The organism is Burkholderia sp. RF2-non_BP3, assembly GCF_001522185.1.
Classification (GTDB): domain Bacteria; phylum Pseudomonadota; class Gammaproteobacteria; order Burkholderiales; family Burkholderiaceae; genus Burkholderia; species Burkholderia diffusa.
Genome location: NZ_LOSU01000076.1, coordinates 70,430 through 90,263, shown reverse-complemented (window position 1 = coordinate 90,263; position 19,834 = coordinate 70,430). Strand labels below are relative to the sequence as shown.

Below are 19,834 nucleotides of genomic sequence, written 5' to 3'. Positions count from 1 at the left end.
GGAAGCGGGGCGAGCGCGTCAGTGCGCCTGTTCCGGCGATGCGGCGGCCGGCTCGCCGGTGGTCGCGTCGCCGTTCTCGACGCGCGTTTCCGGCATCGCGAGCCAGACCAGCAGCACCGCGAGCGTGCCGGCGGCGGCGAGCCCGAAGAAGCTGACCGCATTGCCGAAGTGATCGGCGACAAAGCCGGCCACGGCGGTGCTGAGCGTCGCGCCGATTCCGGCCGCGAGCCCGAACAGCCCGATGCACAGGTTGTAGCGGCCCTTTCCGCCCGCGACGTCGGCCGCGATCAGCGGCAGCATCACGCCGAACACGGCCGCGCTGATGCCGTCGAGCATCTGCACCGGCACCAGCAGGTAGGGGCTGCTTACGCCGGCGAACAGCAGCGCGCGCACCGGCAGCGCCGAGAAGCCGAGCAGCAGGATCGGCCGGCGCCCCCAGCGTTGCGCGGAGCGGCCGACCCACGGCGACAGCATCGCGACGATCGCCTGCGGCACGATGATGCACGCGGCGATCACGAGCTGCACGTTCTCGCCCATCCCGGCCGTCACTTCGCCGGCCGCGAGGTTGAGCATCGCCGCGTTCGACAGGTGGAACAGCACGACGCACGCCGCGAAGATCAGCATCCGGCGATCGCGCAGCAGCTCGAGCAGCGTCTCGCGCTCCTCGCCTTCGTCGCGGTCGTCGGGTGCCGATGCATGCGGGATCACTTCATGTGTCGGCTGGATCATCGCGAGCGCGAACAGCGCGGGCAACGCCAGTACCGCGGTCAGCCAGAACACCGCGCGCGCGGAGAAATACTCGCCGGTGAGCCCCATCAGGCCCGCCGCGACCGCGCTGCCGATCGATGCCCAGCGTGCGTTGCGGCCGAGCCGGTCGCCGAGGTCGGCGCGGCCGACCAGCGAGAACGAGATCGCGGCCATCGCGGGCACGAGCATGCAGCTCGCGAAGCCGTGGAACACTTCGGCCGCGATCACCGGCACGATCGTCGGGCTCGACGCGAGCAGCACCGCGGACAGGATGATGGCCGCGATCGCCCACGCGGCCGCGCCTTTCTTGTTCTTCAGCGCGTCGACGGCGGCGCCGCCCGGCACCTGGCTGACCATCGCGCTGATCGTGCCGATCGACAGCACCATGCCGATCTCGCCCTGCGTCCACTTGTGCGATGCGAGGTAGGACGCGATGAACGGACCGAACCCGGTTTGAACGTTTGCAACGAAAAAGTTGAGCCAGTCGAGGGCCCGGAGACTGCGAACGCTGACGGAATGCTTGATCGTCATCGGGCGGCACTCGCAGGCGAAGCCGGCGCGGCGGCGGTGACCGGCGGCGAGACCACGACGATCGGCTTGTCGGCCGCGTAGGGCGGCGACGCCTTGATCTGCGCGTCGTTCAGGTCGAGTTGCGGACGCAGCGCCTTGTCGCGCGTGACGAAGCGCAGCGCGCCCCAGCTCGCGGCGATCGAACGGCGGTCGGTATTGACGAGCCCGCCGAGGTCGAGCACGACGGCCTGCGGTTGCGCGCCGCGGTCGATGAGCACGTCGACGACCCGGCCGATCTTCGTGCCGTTCGGGCGTTCGACGTCGCTGTCGAGCAACGGCAGACGCGTCGTGGGCGACGCCGCGGCCGAGCCCGACAGCGGCACGGCCTTGGGCCGGGCGGCCGGCGGCAGGTCGCCCGACGGCACGTCGAGCACGATCGGTTCCTGTTTGCCGCCCGGCGTGAAGCGGAACACGTTCCACGGGAAGACGACCTTGCGGTCGCCGATACCCATGAACCCCTGCAGGTTGACGATCATCTCGCGCGGTTTGCCGCTTGCGTCGGTCACCATGTCGACCGCGCGGCCGATCACCTTGCCGTTGCGGCGCGCGACCTCGCTGTCGAGCAGCGCGTGGATCTGGGTGCGGTCGAGCGGGCGTGTCGCGACGAGCGGCGGCGGGGGCGGCGGAGGCGGCGTCGGCGATTCGGGGCGCTGCACCGGTTTCGGCTTCGCCACTTCACGGTGCGGCTTCTTCGGCGCTTCCGGTTCCTCCGGCTGGACGAGCGGCGGCACGGGCGGCATCGTCAGCGGTTCGCCGGCGGTTTCCTCGACGGGCTCGACGAGCGCCTCGCTGATCGGCGCGGGCGGATTCTGGGTCGGCAGCAGCCCGCAGCCGGACAGCAGCGCGGCGGCCGCGAGAACGAGGAAAACCGTCGAGGACGGGAACGACATGCGGGATGCGGGAAACGGGAGTCCGCCGCTCATTGACACTCACTCCATGGGTCGGGGGCGGGCCCGGGGGCTCGCGGCTGGCGATGGATGGCGGGTGCGGGCGGCGCACCACGCGAGGTGAGAGTTTAACGTGTCTTCCTTTCAGGACCGATTTATGCGAGGAATCGGGCGCGGGATGACCGGGAAATGGCGGGGGCGATCGCCGCAAGGGCGGCGTTTGGGGGGGCACAACGAGCGCGGCGCCCGACCGTCGACGACGGGACGGGCGCCGCACGGGCTTCCGACGTGGCGTTACTTGACCAGCGAGCCGAGCATCGTCGTCACCGGGGCGCAGTGCGAGGCGCGGAGCAACCGGAACGTCAGGCGTCCGGATACCACGCGTCGCTGAATTCGCTGACCTTGACGTCGGTCAGCTCCGGACGTGCGGCCAGCCATGCTCGGACGTTCTCGCGGTCGGCATCGGTCGTCGTGCCGCGCGGCGCGCCGGAGATCACGTAGGCGCCGATCCCTTCGTCGGCGGATGCGACGGTCAGCAGCCCGTTCGCTTCGACGAAATCGATGAACGCGTCGATGAGCTGGCCGCGCTCGAGGTCGGACAGCTCGTTGCGGTAATGCGCGGTCGCGTTGAACGCGAGTTCCTGGAACTCGGCGATGTGGAGTTTCTTGCGCTGGCGGCGGTTGTGGCGTTGGCTCATGGTGTTGGATAAATAACGCGTTACGTGGAGATCGGTCGCGCAGTGTATCGCATGGCCGTCGGTCCGTCTTCTTGAGGTAACTGTACGTGGCGGGCATTGACGCGACCGCCTTGCTGCACTTGAAGGCCGCGTTCGAAAGCCCGACGGCAGCTTTGGCACGCTGTACACGGCGAGGTGGAAATTGCAGTGCCAGGAAGGATTAAGCCGGAGCAGGTGGAGGCAGTCTATGAAGTGGTGACGAGTCGAAGCGGAAAATTGATGGCGCGTAAATTGCCAAGGTAATCACAAAATTGTCCGGAGAAATTGGATGCAGATGAACGCCGCCGAAGTGCGGGAATTGCGCGATCGATGGAACGTCGGGAAGTACAAGGACCTACTCGATGCGATCAAGGGCGCGTTGCCGGAGGACGAATGGGTGCCTCTGTGCGATTCGCTGCCCCATGTACTGGATGGATCGCCGACGATCGATCTTCGAGGAGCATCGCTCCCGGATACCAAGCTCGCGAATCTCGACTTGAGCTACAGCCATCTCGCCTTTGCTACGTTCGATGGAGCGCAATTTGAAGAAGTCGGGTTTCAATACGCGATTCTGGACGGCGTCTCCTTCAAAAGGTGCGGATTTCACCTAGCGCAAATGCTCCCGGTCTACGGCGCGGGTGTCGACTTTCGCCATGCGCGATTCCGGCAATCGTTCATCGAGCATGCCAAGTTGAGCAATAGCGATCTTTCCGGTGTGACGATGGCAGAGGGAAGTCTGAATTCGTCGGAGCTCGTGGAATGCAATTTTTCCGGGGTCCTGGCTGAGCGAAACGAGTTGCGCTGGAATACGACATCGCGATGCGATTTCGTGGCTACTCGTTTCGTCGAGTGCAGACTCACTGCATCTCGGTTTGACGCCGCGCGACTGACTGACGCCGTGTTTGAGAATTGCGATATGAGCGGGGTCGATTTCAGGGGGGCGGATCTAACGGGCGTGCGCTTTTTGGGGGGCGCCTTTGGTGACGTACAACAGGGCGAGACGACTTTTCGGACGCGGTTCGACGATACGCCGGAGGCTCGCCGGGTGGTTGCCGCAGGTAGTACGGAAAACCAGCTCGCCGTGGAATGGTGTCCTGTTACATCGGGTTCGAGCGAACCTGTCCGGCCAAATGCCTCGGCGAAGCTGAAGGCGAGGCCCGGTGACGTCGTGCCGCAGAGCGGATGGTGGGTCTGTCCCGCACTGGGCAGCGAACAGGGGCGGCGCTATTTCAACGCGGGGGAGAGGTTTCCCGACATCAAATCGACAAACTGGGGGCTCGTGATCTGGAGCTATAACCCTACGGATCAGGGCTGAGGTTGCCGCACGGTTCGCCGCGCGGCGAGGCCGGCGGCGAATGGGCGGAACGTCACATCAGCACGATATCGTACTGCTCCTGGCTCAGGTTCGACTCGACCTGCAGCGATACCGGCTTGCCGATGAAGTCGATCAGCATCGCGAGATGCTGCGACTCCTCGTCGAGGAACAGGTCGATCACCTGCTGCGCGGCGATCACGCGGAATTCGCGCGGATTGAACTGGCGCGACTCGCGCAGGATCTCGCGCAGGATGTCGTAGCAGACGGTGCGCGACGTCTTCACCTGGCCCTTGCCCTGGCAGGTCGGGCACGGCTCGCACAGCACGTGCGCGAGCGATTCGCGCGTGCGCTTGCGCGTCATCTCGACGAGCCCGAGCTGCGAGAAGCCGTTGACCGTCACGCGCGTGCGATCGCGCGACAGCGCCTTCTTCAGCTCGGACAGGACCGCGTCGCGATGCTCGGCGTTCTCCATGTCGATGAAGTCGATGATGATGATCCCGCCGAGGTTGCGCAGACGCAGCTGCCGCGCGATCGTGTGCGCGGCCTCGAGGTTGGTCTTGAAGATCGTGTCATCGAAGTTGCGCGCACCGACGTAGCCGCCGGTGTTCACGTCGATCGTCGTCATCGCCTCGGTCTGGTCGATCATCAGGTAGCCGCCCGACTTCAGGTCGACGCGGCGCGACAGCGCGCGCTGGATCTCCGTCTCGATGTTGTACAGGTCGAACAGCGGCCGCTCGCCGGTGTAGTGATGCAGCTTCGGGCTCACCGCCGGCGTGAACTCGCCCGCGAAGTCCGCGAGGCGCTGGTAGGTCTCGCGCGAATCGACCTGAATGCGCGTCGTGTCGTCGTTCGCGAAATCGCGCAACACGCGCTGCGCGAGATCGAGATCCTGGTACAGCAGGCTCGTCGCCGGCAGCCGCTGCGCTTGCGCGACGATCGTCGCCCAGGTCTTGCGCAGATACGTGACGTCGCCCGCCAGTTCGTCGGAAGTCGCGTCCTCGGCGATCGTGCGCACGATGTAGCCGCCTTTCTCGTCCGGCGGGATCACGGCGGTCAGCCGTGCGCGCACGGCCTCGCGCTCGGCCTCGCTCTCGATCTTCTGCGAGATGCCGATGTGCGGCTCCTGCGGCAGGTACACGAGCGTGCGGCCCGCGATGCTGACCTGCGTCGACAGTCGCGCGCCCTTCGTGCCGATCGGATCCTTGATCACCTGGACCATCAGCGTCTGGCCTTCGAAGACGGTCTTCTCGATCGGCTGGTGCGGCGTGCTCGACTGCGGCTCGCCCGCGAGGCGCGGATGCCAGATGTCCGCGACGTGCAGAAAAGCCGCGCGCTCGAGGCCGATGTCGATGAATGCCGACTGCATGCCGGGCAGCACGCGCACGACCTTGCCGAGGTAGATGTTGCCGACCCGCCCGCGCGACAGCGTGCGCTCGACGTGAAGCTCCTGCACCGCGCCTTGCTGGACGAGTGCGACCCGCGTTTCCTGCGGCGTGAGGTTGATCAGGATTTCTTCGTTCATGGTGGGATTCAGAAGTCGACGCGCGCGGCGCGCAGCAGTGCCGCGGTCTCAAAGAGGGGCAGACCCATGATACCCGAATGGGAGCCTTCGATTCGCTCGATGAATTCGGCCGCGCGCCCCTGGATCGCGTAGGCGCCGGCCTTGCCGAACGGTTCGCGGGTGTCGACGTAACGTTCGAACGCCTCGCGCGGCGCGGCCGCGAAGCGCACCGACGAGCGCGACAGCGCGGGCGGCAGCAGTTCGCCGTCGGCGCCGATCACCGCGACCGCGGTCAGCACGTCGTGTTCGCGGCCCGCGAGGCGGGTCAGCATCGCGAGCGCGTCGGCGGCATCGGCCGGCTTGCCGAGGATCGCGCCGTCGATCGTCACGGTGGTGTCCGCAACCAGCACCGGCGCGGCCGGCTTGCCGCTCGCGACGAGGCGCGCACGCGCGGCCTCGGCCTTCGCGACGGTCACGCGCCGGACGTACGCATCGGCGGCTTCGCCGGGCAGTTCGGCTTCGAGCGCCTCGGCGTCCTCGTCGGGACGCGGCAGCAGCAATTCGAAGCGCACGCCGATCTGCTGCAGCAGCTCCTGGCGGCGCGGGCTTTGCGAAGCAAGGTAAAGGGTCGGAAAAAGGGCGGGGGGCGTGCTGGACGGCATGGTGTCGTTATCTCGTTGAGCGCGCGCGCCGCGCGTCCCGAGGACGACGCGTCATGCGCGGTGGTAGGGGTGATTCTGCGTGATGCTCCACGCCCGGTAAAGCTGTTCGGCGAGCAGCACGCGCACCATCCCGTGCGGCAGCGTCATGCTCGAAATGCGCAGCAGCAGGTCGGCGCGCGCCTTGAGTTCCGGATCGAGCCCGTCGGCGCCGCCGATCACGAACGCGACGTCACGGCCGTCCTGCTGCCAGCCGGGCAGCGCCTGCGCGAGCTGCATGGTGGTCCAGTCGCGGCCGCGCTCGTCGAGCGCGACGATGCGCGCGCCCTTCGGCAACGCGGCCTCGATCTTCTGCCGCTCGGCCGCCATCACGCTTTCCGCGCTGCGGCCGCCCGAACGCAGTTCGGGCTTGATCTCGCGCAGCTCGATGCGCAGCTCGGGCGGCATGCGCTTCGTGTATTCGTCGAAGCCGGACGCGATCCAGCCGGGCATCTTGTGGCCGACCGCGAGGATGAAAAGCTTCATCGGGACGACTCGCTGCGGGTCAGCGGCGGCGGGCCGCCGTCTTGCGCGCCGGGCGTGCGGGCGCTTCTTCCTCGTCGTCCTCGTCTTCGCCGGCCGTCGCGACGCCGTTCGGGCCCTTGCCGCCGCCGAGCTTCATCCGCACGGGCTTGTCGCCCCAGATTTCCTCGAGGTTGTAGTATTGGCGCAGTGCCGGTTGCAGGATGTGCACGACGGCGTCGCCGCAGTCGACCAGCACCCATTCGCCCGTGTCTTCGCCCTCGGAGCTGACGATGTCGCCGCCGGCTTCCTTGACCTTGTCGCGCACGCTCGACGCGAGCGCCTTGGTCTGGCGGTTCGACGTGCCCGACGCGACGATCACGCGGTCGAACAGTTCGGTCAGGTGGCTGGTGTTGAACACCTTGATGTCTTGCGCCTTGATGTCTTCGAGAGCGTCGACGATCACGCGCTGCAGTTTGCGGATATCCATGGAATCAGGAATGGTAGAGACGATGTTGAAGAATATAGGCCCAGACGGCGGCCGGCACATGCTCGGCCGACGCATCGGGCATTTGCGCGTGACGCGCGATGCATTCGCGCAGGTGCGCACGGATGTCGGTTGCGGCGATATCGAACGCCAGCGTCGTGTCGATCAGCAGATGGCCGGCCGGTGTCGCTTTCAGCACGTCGGCGCCGGCCTGCCGCCGCGCGATTTCCTGCGCGACGGCAGGCGGCGCCGTGCCGAGGTCGAAGCCCGGGCGCGTCGACGCGCACACGTGCGCATAGTCGAACAGCTTGCGCCAGTCGCGCCACGTGTCGAGCCGCACCAGCTGGTCGGCGCCGATCAGCAGCGACAGCGAAGCGTCGGGGCCGATCCGCTCGCGCCAGCGCGCGAGCGTCTCGACCGTGTAGGTCGGCCCCGCATGCTCGATCTCGTCGGTTGCGACGGTGATCGTCACGCCGGGCAGGGACAGCGAGCCGGCAGCGGCGCGCGTCATCGCGAGCCGATGCTCGGCGGCCGACACGTCGCGCTTCTGGTAAGGCTGCCCGGCGGGCAGCAGCACGAGGTCGGTCAGCCCGAGCACGTCGGCGAACCGGCGCGCAAGCGCGAGGTGGCCGTCGTGGATCGGATCGAACGTGCCGCCCAGCAGGCCGATGCGACGTGACGGCGTTCGCGGCTGCGGGGCGGGGCGGGCGGTGGTGTTCAGAAAAACGTGTCCTGTTCTTGGGGCGGCGGGGCGCGGCGGGCTCAGACCCAGTCGCGCGGCACGAGGAACTCGCTCAGGCGCGCTTCGGGCGAGCCCGGCTCGGGTTGCCAGTTGTAGCGCCAGTTCGCGACCGGCGGCATCGACATCAGGATGGATTCGGTCCGGCCGCCGCTTTGCAGGCCGAACAGCGTGCCGCGGTCGAACACGAGGTTGAATTCCACGTAGCGGCCGCGCCGGTAAGCCTGGAAGTCGCGTTCACGCTCGCCGTACGGCAGCGCGATGCGGCGTTCGACGATCGGCAGATACGCATTCAGGAACGCGTCGCCGACGCTCTGCATCATCTCGAACGAGCGTTCGAATCCGGGTTCGGCGAAGTCGTCGAAGAAGATCCCGCCGATGCCGCGCGTCTCGTTGCGGTGCTTCAGGAAGAAATACTCGTCGCACCACGTCTTGAAGCGCGGATAGAGCTCGGCGCCGAACGGGTCGAGCGCGTCCTTGCAGGTCTGGTGGAAATGGCGCGCGTCGTCCTCGAACGGATAAACCGGTGTCAGATCCATCCCGCCGCCGAACCAGAAGATCGGCGCCTCGCCGGGCTTCGTCGCGATCAGCATCCGCACGTTCATGTGCACCGTCGGGCAGTACGGGTTGCGCGGGTGCAGCACGAGCGACACGCCGAGCGCCTCGAAGCCGCGGCCGGCCAGCTGCGGGCGCGCGGCGCTCGCCGACGGCGGCAGCGCGTCGCCCGCGACGTCGGAAAAACCGATCCCCGCGCGCTCGAACACGCGGCCGCCTTCGAGAATCCGCGTGCAGCCGCCGCCGCGCAGGCGCTCTTCCGGCCCGCGCTGCCACGCATCGGTCGCGAGCGGCGTGCCGTCGAGCGCGCCGAGCGCGTCGGCGATGCGTGTCTGCAGGCCCTGGAGGTACGTGCGCACGCGCGCCACGTCGTAGGTCGAATCGGTCATGTCTGAACTGGGTGCCTCCGCGCGAAGCGGCGGCCGTAAAAAAGGCATCTGCCGGGCATTCTATCGAACCCCGGCAGAGGAGGCCGCCGCTTGCGACGGCAAGGCGGCGGTCAGGGCGTCACGCGCTCTTGCGGTTCAGCGCGCGAAAGCCGATGTCGCGGCGGTACTGCATGCCTTCGAAATTGATCTGGTTGATCGTGTCGTACGCATGCTGCTGCGCTTCGCGCACCGAATCGGCGAGACCGACCACGCACAGCACGCGGCCGCCCGACGTGACGAGCTTGTCGCCTTCGGCGAGCGTCGTGCCCGCATGGAACGTCACGGCCTGTTCGGTCTCGGCCGGGATCCCGTTGATGCGGTCGCCCTTGCGCGGCGCGTCCGGATAGCCGTGCGCGGCCAGCACGACGCCGAGCGCGGTGCGGCGGTCCCAGTCGAGCTCGACCGTGTCGAGCGTGCCCGCGATCGCCTGTTCGACGACCTTCGAGAAATCGCTCTTCAGGCGCGCCATGATCGGCTGCGTCTCCGGGTCGCCCATCCGGCAGTTGAACTCGAGCGTGCGCGGATTGCCTTCCTTGTCGATCATCAGGCCCGCATACAGGAAGCCCGTGAAGCGGATGCCGTCCTTCTCCATCCCGCGCACCGTCGGCATGATGATTTCGCGCATCACGCGTGCGTGCATCTGCGGCGTGACGATCGGCGCGGGCGAGTAGGCGCCCATGCCGCCCGTGTTCGGGCCGCGGTCCTCGTCGAGCAGGCGCTTGTGGTCCTGGCTGGAAGCCAGCGCCAGCGCGTGCTTGCCGTCGACCATCACGATGAAGCTCGCTTCCTCGCCGTCGAGGAATTCCTCGATCACGACGCGCGCGCCGGCGTCGCCGAGCTTGTTGCCCGACAGCATCATGTCGACCGCGGCATGCGCTTCTTCCAGCGACATCGCGACGACGACACCCTTGCCGGCCGCGAGGCCGTCGGCCTTCACGACGATCGGCGCACCCTTCGCGTCGATGTACGCGTGCGCGGCGGCGGCGTCGGAGAAGGTTTCGTAGTCGGCGGTCGGAATGCCGTGGCGCTTCATGAACGCCTTCGCGAAATCCTTCGAGCTTTCGAGCTGCGCGGCTTCGCGGGTCGGGCCGAACACCTTCAGGCCGCGGGCGCGGAACAGGTTGACGATGCCGGCCGCGAGCGGTGCTTCCGGGCCGACGAGCGTGAAGGCGACGCCTTCGCTTTCCGCGAAATCGGCGAGTGCGTCGAGCGACGTGATGTCGACGTTCTTCAGACGCTCGTCCTGCGCCGTGCCGCCATTGCCGGGCGCGACGTAGACCATCTGGACACGCGGCGACTGCGCGAGCTTCCACGCCAGCGCATGTTCGCGGCCGCCGGAACCGACGACGAGTAGTTTCATGGGATTCCCCGCAGACTAGAAAACAGGGCGGCCGGCACGCTCAGGCGCGCCGGCCGCGAAATCGGTCGGGCCGCCGTCGCGACGATGCGCACGGCGGCCGGCATCTCATTCCTCGACGATGACGGCGTTCGTATACACCTCCTGCACGTCGTCGAGGTTCTCGAGCGCGTCCAGGAGCTTCTGCATCTTCGCCGCATCGTCGCCGGTGAATTCGACTTCGTTCTGCGGCTTCATCGTCACTTCGGCGAGTTCGGCCTTGAAGCCCGCGGCTTCGAGCGCGTCCTTCACCGCCGAGAAGGCCTGCCAGTCGCACAGCACTTCGATCGAGCCGTCGTCGTTCGTGCTGACGTCGTCCGCGCCGGCTTCGAGCGCCGCTTCCATCAGCGCGTCTTCCGACGTGCCGGGCGCGAACAGGAACTGGCCGACGTGATCGAACATGAACGCGACCGAACCGTCGGTGCCCATGTTGCCGCCGAACTTCGAGAATGCATGACGGACTTCCGCGACCGTGCGGGTGCGGTTGTCGGTCAGCGTGTCGACGATGATCGCCGCGCCGCTGATGCCGTAGCCTTCGTAACGGATTTCTTCGTAGTTCGCGCCGTCCGCGCCGCCGACGCCGCGGTCGATCGCGCGCTTGACGTTGTCCTTCGGCATGTTCGCGTCGGCTGCCTTGTCGACCGCGAGACGCAGACGCGGGTTCGAGCTGGCGTCGCCGCCGCCGAGGCGGGCCGCGACCTGGATTTCCTTGATCAGGCGGGTCCAGATCTTGCCGCGCTTCGCGTCGGCCGCTGCCTTCTTATGCTTGATGTTGGCCCATTTCGAATGACCAGCCATACCTTTCTCCGTGCCCGGGCGCGCTGCGCGGGCGATTGTGCCAATGTGTCGTTGAATCGGCGGCCGTCTGGGCGGGCGTGATGCCGCGGGGCCGCGCGTGTCGAGTGGAACGTGATTTTATCACGCGGCGACCGTCGCTTCGGGGCCGCCGTGCATGGCCGAACGGCCGGGCGGGCCGTTCGGTTTGCCGGGCCGCGCGGCCCGGCGGCGACGTGCGTCAGTTCTTGGTGCCGAACAGGCGGTCGCCCGCGTCGCCCAGGCCCGGCACGATGTACGCGTGCTCGTTCAGGTGCGAGTCGAGCGACGCGACGAACAGCTTCACGTCCGGGTGCGCGTCCTGGAACACCTGCACGCCCTCGGGCGCGGCGACCAGCGCGACGAACATGATGTTCGCGGCCGGCACGTTGCGGCGCTTGAGCACGTCGACCGCGTGCACGGCCGAATAGCCGGTCGCGACCATCGGGTCGCACAGGATGAAGATGCGATCCTCGAGATCGGGCAGGCGCACCAGGTATTCGACCGGGCGGTGATCCTCGGCGCGGTAGACGCCGATGTGGCCGACGCGCGCGGACGGCACCAGGTCGAGCAGGCCGTCCGACATCCCGATGCCGGCGCGCAGCACGGGCACGATCGCGAGCTTCTTGCCCGCGATCACCGGCGCGTCGACCGCCACGAGCGGGGTTTCGACCCGCTTGGTCGTGATCGGGAGGTTACGGGTGATCTCGTAGCCCATCAGCAGCGTGATCTCGCGCAGCAGTTCGCGGAACGTGCGCGTCGATGTGTCCTTGTCGCGCATGTGGGTCAGCTTGTGCTGGATCAGCGGGTGATCGGTGATGAAGAGATTCGGGAAACGGCTGTCCTGTTTCATGACGGGGTGCCTTGGCGGCAAAAGGGGATCGGGGGCGGCGATGGCGCCACGCCGGCCGCCGCTTATGGCCGCAATTTTACCAAGGCGCGCCGCGTGATCCGGATATTATCGACGTCTCACGACAATCCGCGCGCCGTGTCCGGCCGTTCGCGCCCGTTCGCCCGTCCGGCGATGCGGCCGGGCCGCGCCGGCGCGCGTCGCCATAAGGGAATCGACGATGGATCTCGGCATCGCAGGAAAGACCGCGCTCGTGTGCGCGGCGAGCAAGGGGCTCGGACGCGGCTGCGCGGAAGCGCTGGCCGCCGAGGGCGTGAATCTCGTGATCGTCGCGCGCACGCGCGACACGCTGGAGGAAACCGCGGAGGAGATCCGCGCCCAGTCGAACGTGTCGATCACCGCCGTCGCCTGCGACATCACGACGCCCGACGGCCGCGCGGCCGCGCTCGCCGCCTGCCCGCAGCCGGACATTCTCGTGACGAATGCCGGCGGGCCGCCGCCCGGCGACTTCCGCGATTTCTCGCACGACGACTGGATCCGCGCGCTGGAGTCGAACATGCTGACGCCGATCGAGCTGATTCGCGCGACCGTCGACGGGATGATCGGGCGCGGTTTCGGCCGGATCGTCAACATCACGAGTTCGGCCGTGAAGGCGCCGATCGACGTGCTCGCGCTGTCGAACGGCGCGCGCTCGGGGCTGACCGGCTTCGTCGCGGGGCTGTCGCGCAAGGTCGCGGGGCAGGGCGTGACGATCAATAACCTGCTGCCCGGGCTGTTCGACACCGACCGGATCGCGACGACGCTCGCGGCGTCGGCGAAGGCACAGGGCGTGACGGTCGACGAGATGCGCGCGCGGCGCGCGAAGGAAATCCCGGCCGGGCGCCTCGGCACGCGTGCCGAATTCGGCGCGGCGTGCGCGTTCCTCTGCAGCGTCCACGCCGGCTACATCACCGGGCAGAACTGGCTGCTCGACGGCGGCGCGTATCCGGGCACGTTCTGACGCGCGCACCGCCATTCACGCATACGACAACAATCGACCCACGAAGGAAACGGAGATGAGCAAACCCCGCATCGCATTGATCGCGCACGACGCGAAGAAGGACGAGATCGTCGCGCTCGCGGGCCAGTACCGCGAGACGCTCGCGCAATGCAGGCTGGTCGGAACGGGTACGACGGGCGGCCGTATCGCCGCCGCGCACGGGCTCGAGGTCGAGCGCAAGCTGTCGGGGCCGCTCGGCGGCGACCTGCAGATCGGGGCGGAACTGGCCGAAGGCCGCGTCGACATCGTCGTGTTCCTGCGCGACCCGATGACCGCGCAGCCGCACGATCCGGACATCACCGCGCTGGTGCGCGCGTGCGACGTGCACGACGTGCCGGTCGCGACGAACGTGGCGACCGCGCGGATGCTGCTCGACGATCTGGCGCGCAACATGCAGGACGTTTGCTAGTCGGCCGCCGGCCAGATTGCCCTTGCTGACGGCAGGGCCATGCACGCCCGGCCGTGACGCGCGAGAATCGGGCGTCGCGACGCGCACCGCCGCCGGTCCCGTACCGATCGGCATCGGAGCGCGTCGGCGACCCGAATATCCCCTGACCGATTCAGAAACGAGGAGCGAAACGATGCCGAAAGCAATCCGATACGACCAGCCGGGCGGCCCGGACGTGATGAAGTGGGTCGATGTCGAGGTCGGCGAGCCGAAGGCGGGCGAAGTCCGCATCCGGCAGCATGCGGTCGGGCTCAACTACATCGACGTGTATTTCCGCACCGGCCTCTATCCGCAGCCGCTGCCCGGCGGCCTCGGGATGGAGGCGGCGGGCGAGGTGACGGCCGTCGGCGAGGGCGTGACCGCGCTCAAGGCGGGCGATCGCGTCGCCTACGTCGGGCAGCCGCCGGGCGCATATGCGCAGGAGCGCGTGATGCCGGCCGAGCGGCTCGTGAAACTGCCCGACGGGATCAGCTACGACGACGCGGCGTCGGTGATGCTGCAGGGGCTGACCGCGCACTACCTGCTGCGCCGCACGTACCCGGTCAAGGCCGGTGACACGATCCTGATCCACGCGGCGGCCGGCGGTGTCGGCCTGCTCGTGTGCCAGTGGGCGAAGGCGCTCGGCGCGACCGTGATCGGGACGGTGGGCTCCGACGAGAAGGCCGCGCTCGCGAAGGCGCACGGCTGCGATTATCCGATCGTCTATACGCGCGAGAACTTCACGCAGCGCGTGAAGGAGATCACGAACGGCGCGGGTGTGCCGGTCGTCTACGACTCGATCGGCAAGGATACCTACATCGGTTCGCTCGACTGCCTCGCGCCGCTCGGGTTTTTCGTCAGCTTCGGCAATGCATCGGGCCCGCTGCCGGCGATCGACTCGAAGGAGTTCTCGTCGCGCGGTTCGCTGTTCTTCACGCGGCCGACGCTGTTCTCGTACATCGCGAAGCGTGCGGATCTCGAATCCGCGACCGCCGAGCTGTTCGACGTGATCCTGTCGGGCAAGGTGAAGACGAGCATCAACCAGCGCTATCCGCTCGCGGAAGTCGGCCGCGCGCATGCCGACCTCGAGTCGCGCAAGACGACCGGCTCGACGATCCTCGTTCCCTGACCCATCCCTTCGTGCCGGCGCCACGCCGGCACGCACCGCGACGGGCGGCGCTGGCCGCCGCCCGCTCCGTCTTCGTCCCGCCCGCCGTTTCCCGCCGCACGCGTTTACGGGTTTTTTATACCGGCCCGATCAGCTTTGACCCGACCTTTACGCGCGATCCCATAAGGTTCTAGTCGTCCGATTTCGACGACGGAGAACACAAAAATGGATGGGGTTTTCATCGGCGCACTGGTGTTGTTCACCGCGCTGATCCTCGGTTTGCTTGCCGGTTGCGAGAAGCTCGTGCAATACGGTCGCGGGGGACGCGCATGACCTGGATGCTTTGGCTCGCGGGTGCCTCGACGGCCCTGCTGTTCGCGTATCTCGTCTTTGCGCTGCTGCGCGCGGAGGACATCGAATGAACGCGAACAACCTGTTGCAGATACTGCTGTTCATCGTCGTGCTGCTCGCGGCGGCCGTGCCGGTCGCGCGCTACCTCACGGGCGTGATGGACGGCAGTTCGCGTGTCGTGCGCGTGTTCGGGCCGCTCGAGCGCGCGCTGTACCGCATCGCCGGCGTCGACGCCGGCACCGAAATGAACTGGAAGCAGTATGCGATCGCCACGATCGCGTTCAACGCGCTCGGCGCGCTGTTCCTGTACGGCCTGCTGCGCCTGCAGGGGTTCCTGCCCGGCAATCCGCAGCAGTTCGGCGCGATGACGGCCGACGGTGCGTTCAACACGGCCGTCAGCTTCGTCACCAACACCAACTGGCAGGACTACACGCCCGAGCAGACCGTCAGCTACCTGACGCAGATGCTCGGCCTGACCGTGCAGAACTTCCTGTCGGCGGCAACGGGCATCGTCGTCGTGATCGCGCTGATCCGCGGCTTCGCGCGTCATACCGCGCAGACGATCGGCAACTTCTGGGTCGACCTCACGCGCGTGACGCTGTACGTGCTCGTGCCGATGGCCGCGCTCGTCGCCGCGCTGCTGATGAGCCAGGGCGTGATCCAGAACATGAAGGCGTACCAGGACGTGCCGGTGCTGCAGGCGAGCACCTACGCGGCGCCGAAGCTCGACGCGCAGGGCAACCCGGTCAAGGACGACAAGGGCAACCCGGTGACGGTGCCCACGCCGCTCGTGAAGCAGACGCTCGCGATGGGTCCGGTCGCGTCGCAGGAAGCGATCAAGATGCTCGGCACCAACGGCGGCGGCTTCTTCAACGCGAACTCCGCGCATCCGTACGAGAACCCGACGCCGTTCGCGAACTTCCTGCAGATCTTCTCGATCCTGATCATCCCGGCCGCGCTGGCCCTCGTGTTCGGCCGGATGATCGGCGACCGCCGGCAGGGCATCGCGGTGCTCGCGGCGATGACGGTCGCGTTCGTGATCGCGATCGGCGTCGAGGTGAGCGCCGAGCAGGCCGGCAACCCGACGCTCGCCGCGCTGCACGTCGACCAGTCGACGAGCGCGCTGCAACCGGGCGGCAACATGGAAGGCAAGGAAACGCGCTTCGGCATCGCGCAGACCGGCATCTTCACGGTCGCGACGACGGCCGCGTCGTGCGGCGCGGTCGACACGATGCACGATTCGCTGACGCCGCTCGGCGGTCTCGTGCCGATGCTGCTGATGCAGCTCGGCGAGGTGATCTACGGCGGCGTCGGTTCCGGCCTCTACGGGATGCTCGTGTTCGCGCTGCTCGCGGTGTTCGTCGCGGGCCTGATGATCGGCCGCACGCCGGAATACGTCGGCAAGAAGATCGAGTCGTACGAGATGAAGATGGTGTCGATCGTCGTGCTGCTCACGCCGCTGCTCGTGCTGCTCGGCACGTCGATCGCGGTGCTCGCCGATGCGGGCAAGGCCGGCATCGCGAATCCGGGCCCGCACGGCTTCTCGGAAATCCTGTACGCGTTCAGCTCGGCCGCGAACAACAACGGCAGCGCGTTCGCGGGCCTGACGGTCGGCACGCCGTTCTACAACTGGATGACCGCGATCGCGATGTGGTTCGGCCGCTTCGGCACGATCGTGCCGGTGCTGGCGATCGCCGGCTCGCTCGCCGCGAAGAAGCGCATCGCGGCGACGAGCGGCACGCTGCCGACGCACGGCCCGCTGTTCGTCGTGCTGCTGCTCGGCACCGTGATGCTGGTGGGCGCGCTGACCTACGTGCCGGCGCTCGCGCTCGGCCCGGGCGTCGAGCATCTGATGATGTGGCTGGGCGCGTGATGCGCGCCCGCATGGCGACACCTTGCAAAGACTGAAGAGATTGAAGAGATCGCAATGACTCAACATTCCGCAACACGGTCCATGTTCGATCCGGCGCTGCTGCGTCCGGCGATCGTGGATTCGTTCAAGAAACTCACGCCGCGCACGCAGTTCCGCAACCCGGTGATGTTCTGCGTGTACGTCGGCAGCATCCTGACCACGATCCTGTGGATCGCGGCGCTCGTCGGCCAGGCCGAGGCGCCGGCGGGCTTCATCCTCGCGATCGCGCTGTGGCTGTGGTTCACGGTGCTGTTCGCGAACTTCGCCGAAGCGCTCGCCGAAGGGCGCTCGAAGGCGCAGGCCGCATCGCTGCGCAGCGCGAAGAAGGACGTGATGGCGAAGAAGCTCAACGAGCCGCATCCGAAGTCGCCGATCCGCATCATGACCGCGTCCGACCTGCGCAAGGGCGACGTCGTGCTGGTCGAGGCCGGCGACGTGATCCCGGCCGACGGCGAAGTCGTCGAGGGCGTCGCATCGGTCGACGAATCGGCGATCACCGGCGAATCCGCGCCGGTGATCCGCGAGTCGGGCGGCGACTTCTCGTCGGTGACGGGCGGCACGCGCGTGCTGTCCGACTGGATCGTCGTGAAGGTCACGGCGAACCCGGGCGAGGCGTTCCTCGACCGGATGATCGCGATGGTCGAAGGCGCGAAGCGCAAGAAGACGCCGAACGAGGTCGCGCTGACGATCCTGCTCGTCGCGCTGACGATCGTGATGCTGCTCGCGACCGCGACGCTGCTGCCGTTCTCGATGTTCGCGGTCGACGCGATGAAGGCCGGGCACGTGGTGACGATCACCGTGCTCGTCGCGCTGCTCGTGTGCCTGATCCCGACGACGATCGGCGGGCTGCTGTCCGCGATCGGCGTGGCCGGGATGAGCCGGATGATGCAGGCGAACGTGATCGCGACGTCGGGCCGCGCGGTGGAAGCGGCCGGCGACGTCGACGTGCTGCTGCTCGACAAGACCGGCACGATCACGCTCGGCAACCGCCAGGCGTCGATGTTCGTGCCCGCGCCGGGCGTGACCGAGGAAGCGCTGGCCGACGCCGCGCAGCTGTCGTCGCTCGCCGACGAAACGCCGGAGGGCCGCAGCATCGTCGTGCTCGCGAAGGAACGCTTCAACATCCGCCAGCGCGACATGGCGCAACTGCATGCGACGTTCCTCGGCTTCTCCGCGCAGACGCGGATGAGCGGCGTCGATCTGCCCGGCCGTGAAATCCGCAAGGGCGCGGCCGATGCGATCCGCCGCTACGTCGAGACGCACGGCAGCCGCTTTCCGGACGAAGTGCGCCGCGCGGTCGACGACGTCGCGCGCCGCGGCAGCACGCCGCTCGTCGTGGCCGACCTGCATGACGGCGCGGCGCGCGTGCTCGGCGTGATCGAGCTGAAGGACATCGTGAAGGGCGGCATCAAGGAGCGCTTCGCGGAACTACGCAAGATGGGCATCAAGACCGTGATGGTGACGGGCGACAACCGGCTCACCGCCGCGGCGATCGCGGCGGAAGCGGGCGTCGACGATTTCCTCGCGGAAGCGACGCCGGAAACCAAGCTCGCGACGATCCGCGAGCACCAGGCGGCGGGGCGCCTCGTCGCGATGACGGGCGACGGCACCAACGACGCGCCGGCGCTCGCGCAGGCCGATGTGGCGGTGGCGATGAACACCGGCACGCAGGCGGCGAAGGAAGCCGGCAACATGGTCGACCTCGACTCGAACCCGACGAAGCTGATCGAGATCGTCGAGATCGGCAAGCAGATGCTGATGACGCGCGGCTCGCTGACGACCTTCTCGATCGCGAACGACATCGCGAAATACTTCGCGATCATCCCGGCCGCGTTCGTGACGACGTACCCGCAGCTGCGCGTGCTCGACATCATGCATCTGACGTCGCCGGCGTCGGCGATCCTGTCGGCGGTGATCTTCAACGCGCTGATCATCGTCGCGCTGATCCCGCTCGCGCTGAAGGGCGTCACCTACCGGCCGCTCGGCGCCGCGTCGCTGCTGCGCCGCAACCTGCTGGTGTACGGCCTCGGCGGCGTGCTGCTGCCGTTCCCGTTCATCAAGCTGATCGACATGACGCTCGCCGCGCTCGGCTGGGCCTGATGCGCCGCACCTGAAGGAAGAACCATCATGAAATCGTTGATTCGCCCGCTCGTCGTGATCTTCGTCGTACTGACCGTCGTGACGGGGCTCGCCTACCCGGCCGTGATGACCGTGTTCGGCCAGGCCGTGTTCCCGTCGCAGGCGAACGGCAGCCTGATCGAGAAGGACGGCGAGGCGGTCGGCTCCGCGCTGATCGGCCAGCCGTTCGATGCGCCGAAGTATTTCTGGGGCCGGCTGTCGGCCACGTCGCCGATGCCGTACAACGCGACGGGCTCCGGCGGCTCGAACCTCGGCCCGCTGAACCCGTCGCTCGCCGACCAGGTGAAGGCGCGCATCGCCGCGCTGCGCGACGCGGGCACCGACATGTCGAAGCCCGTGCCCGTCGACCTCGTGACGGCGTCGGCGAGCGGCCTCGATCCGGAGATCACGCCGGCCGCCGCCGCGTACCAGGTCGAGCGCGTCGCGAAGGCGCGCAACCTGACGGCCGATGCGGTCGCGCAGCTCGTCGCCGCAAACACGGCCGGCCGCCAGTTCGGCGTGCTCGGCGAGCCGCGCGTGAACGTGCTGAAGCTGAACCTCGCGCTCGACGCGGCGCAGGCCGCGCACTGAGCGTGTGCGACAACCGGCGTCCGGCGCGGCCCGATCCGCGCCGGACGCGCCTTTCCGACGGCGCATGCGCCGTCTTTGCCTTTTGCGGCGATTTGGAACAACAATGACGGTACTCGTTCGCAAT

Annotated in this window: 20 protein-coding genes; 8 read left to right on the top strand and 12 right to left on the bottom strand. The window is 67.8% G+C overall.

Annotated features, from left to right (window positions below; genetic code table 11):
- Positions 1–18: 18 nt before the first annotated feature.
- The 3 genes from WS45_RS32280 to WS45_RS32270 all read right to left on the bottom strand — a co-directional run bounded on the left by WS45_RS32280 (position 19) and on the right by WS45_RS32270 (position 2,902).
- Positions 19–1,278, bottom strand: coding sequence for an MFS transporter (locus tag WS45_RS32280; RefSeq protein ID WP_059703429.1), 1,260 nt, complete (start codon positions 1,276–1,278; stop codon positions 19–21).
- Entirely contained in the window at positions 1,275–2,240 is a 966-nt protein-coding gene (locus WS45_RS32275; protein WP_059703427.1) for a PRC-barrel domain-containing protein, read from the bottom strand. The genes WS45_RS32280 and WS45_RS32275 overlap by 4 nt, the downstream gene beginning before the upstream one ends.
- Before the next feature lie 326 nt (positions 2,241–2,566).
- Positions 2,567–2,902 carry a YggL family protein gene (locus tag WS45_RS32270; RefSeq protein ID WP_059703425.1) on the bottom strand — a complete coding sequence of 112 codons (336 nt, stop codon included), beginning with the start codon at positions 2,900–2,902 and terminating at the stop codon, positions 2,567–2,569.
- 307 nt (positions 2,903–3,209) lie between these two features.
- Between WS45_RS32270 and WS45_RS35530 the strand changes: the two genes are divergently transcribed.
- Positions 3,210–4,235 (top strand): pentapeptide repeat-containing protein, encoded by a 1,026-nt coding sequence (locus WS45_RS35530; RefSeq protein ID WP_156437355.1) that lies wholly within the window; start codon positions 3,210–3,212, stop codon positions 4,233–4,235.
- Between the two features lie 52 nt (positions 4,236–4,287).
- Here WS45_RS35530 and rng read toward each other — a convergent pair whose 3' ends face one another.
- From rng to upp, 9 genes are all read right to left on the bottom strand, one after another.
- A complete protein-coding gene (gene rng, locus WS45_RS32260) occupies positions 4,288–5,757 on the bottom strand; it encodes a ribonuclease G (protein ID WP_059703423.1) in 1,470 nt (489 codons plus the stop codon).
- 8 nt (positions 5,758–5,765) lie between these two features.
- Entirely contained in the window at positions 5,766–6,398 is a 633-nt protein-coding gene (locus WS45_RS32255; RefSeq protein WP_059703421.1) for a Maf family protein, read from the bottom strand.
- A gap of 51 nt (positions 6,399–6,449) precedes the next feature.
- Positions 6,450–6,920, bottom strand: coding sequence for a 23S rRNA (pseudouridine(1915)-N(3))-methyltransferase RlmH (gene rlmH, locus WS45_RS32250; RefSeq protein WP_044844705.1), 471 nt, complete (start codon positions 6,918–6,920; stop codon positions 6,450–6,452).
- A gap of 19 nt (positions 6,921–6,939) precedes the next feature.
- On the bottom strand, positions 6,940–7,386 hold the full coding sequence (gene rsfS, locus WS45_RS32245) for a ribosome silencing factor (protein ID WP_059533282.1): 447 nt from the start codon (positions 7,384–7,386) through the stop codon (positions 6,940–6,942).
- 4 nt (positions 7,387–7,390) lie between these two features.
- Positions 7,391–8,149 (bottom strand): nicotinate-nucleotide adenylyltransferase, encoded by a 759-nt coding sequence (locus WS45_RS32240; protein ID WP_373557203.1) that lies wholly within the window; start codon positions 8,147–8,149, stop codon positions 7,391–7,393.
- A complete protein-coding gene (gene hemF / locus WS45_RS32235; protein WP_059533277.1) occupies positions 8,146–9,066 on the bottom strand; it encodes an oxygen-dependent coproporphyrinogen oxidase in 921 nt (306 codons plus the stop codon). Before hemF ends, WS45_RS32240 begins: the two co-directional genes overlap by 4 nt.
- Before the next feature lie 118 nt (positions 9,067–9,184).
- Entirely contained in the window at positions 9,185–10,465 is a 1,281-nt protein-coding gene (gene purD / locus WS45_RS32230) for a phosphoribosylamine--glycine ligase (RefSeq protein ID WP_059468145.1), read from the bottom strand.
- 105 nt (positions 10,466–10,570) lie between these two features.
- Complete coding sequence (locus tag WS45_RS32225; RefSeq protein WP_044844700.1) at positions 10,571–11,299, bottom strand: YebC/PmpR family DNA-binding transcriptional regulator; 729 nt, start codon at positions 11,297–11,299, stop codon at positions 10,571–10,573.
- A 217-nt stretch (positions 11,300–11,516) separates the two neighbouring features.
- A complete protein-coding gene (upp, locus tag WS45_RS32220; RefSeq protein WP_006478229.1) occupies positions 11,517–12,167 on the bottom strand; it encodes a uracil phosphoribosyltransferase in 651 nt (216 codons plus the stop codon).
- A gap of 217 nt (positions 12,168–12,384) precedes the next feature.
- On the opposite strand from upp, the gene WS45_RS32215 reads away from it, so the two are divergent.
- The 7 genes from WS45_RS32215 (at position 12,385) to kdpC (ending at position 19,710) form a co-directional block, all read left to right on the top strand.
- Entirely contained in the window at positions 12,385–13,164 is a 780-nt protein-coding gene (locus WS45_RS32215; protein ID WP_059703420.1) for an SDR family oxidoreductase, read from the top strand.
- 55 nt (positions 13,165–13,219) lie between these two features.
- A complete protein-coding gene (locus WS45_RS32210) occupies positions 13,220–13,612 on the top strand; it encodes a methylglyoxal synthase (protein ID WP_059533273.1) in 393 nt (130 codons plus the stop codon).
- 172 nt (positions 13,613–13,784) lie between these two features.
- Complete coding sequence (locus tag WS45_RS32205) at positions 13,785–14,759, top strand: quinone oxidoreductase family protein (protein ID WP_059703418.1); 975 nt, start codon at positions 13,785–13,787, stop codon at positions 14,757–14,759.
- Positions 14,760–15,067: 308 nt separating this feature from the next.
- Positions 15,068–15,160, top strand: a complete 93-nt coding sequence (gene kdpF, locus WS45_RS32195) for a K(+)-transporting ATPase subunit F (protein ID WP_006752209.1) — start codon at positions 15,068–15,070, stop codon at positions 15,158–15,160.
- Positions 15,157–16,962 (top strand): potassium-transporting ATPase subunit KdpA, encoded by a 1,806-nt coding sequence (kdpA, locus tag WS45_RS32190; protein ID WP_059703417.1) that lies wholly within the window; start codon positions 15,157–15,159, stop codon positions 16,960–16,962. The genes kdpF and kdpA overlap by 4 nt, the downstream gene beginning before the upstream one ends.
- A gap of 54 nt (positions 16,963–17,016) precedes the next feature.
- Positions 17,017–19,101 (top strand): potassium-transporting ATPase subunit KdpB, encoded by a 2,085-nt coding sequence (gene kdpB / locus WS45_RS32185; protein WP_059533267.1) that lies wholly within the window; start codon positions 17,017–17,019, stop codon positions 19,099–19,101.
- A 27-nt stretch (positions 19,102–19,128) separates the two neighbouring features.
- Positions 19,129–19,710 carry a potassium-transporting ATPase subunit KdpC gene (gene kdpC, locus WS45_RS32180; protein WP_059703415.1) on the top strand — a complete coding sequence of 194 codons (582 nt, stop codon included), beginning with the start codon at positions 19,129–19,131 and terminating at the stop codon, positions 19,708–19,710.
- Positions 19,711–19,834 lie beyond the last annotated feature (124 nt).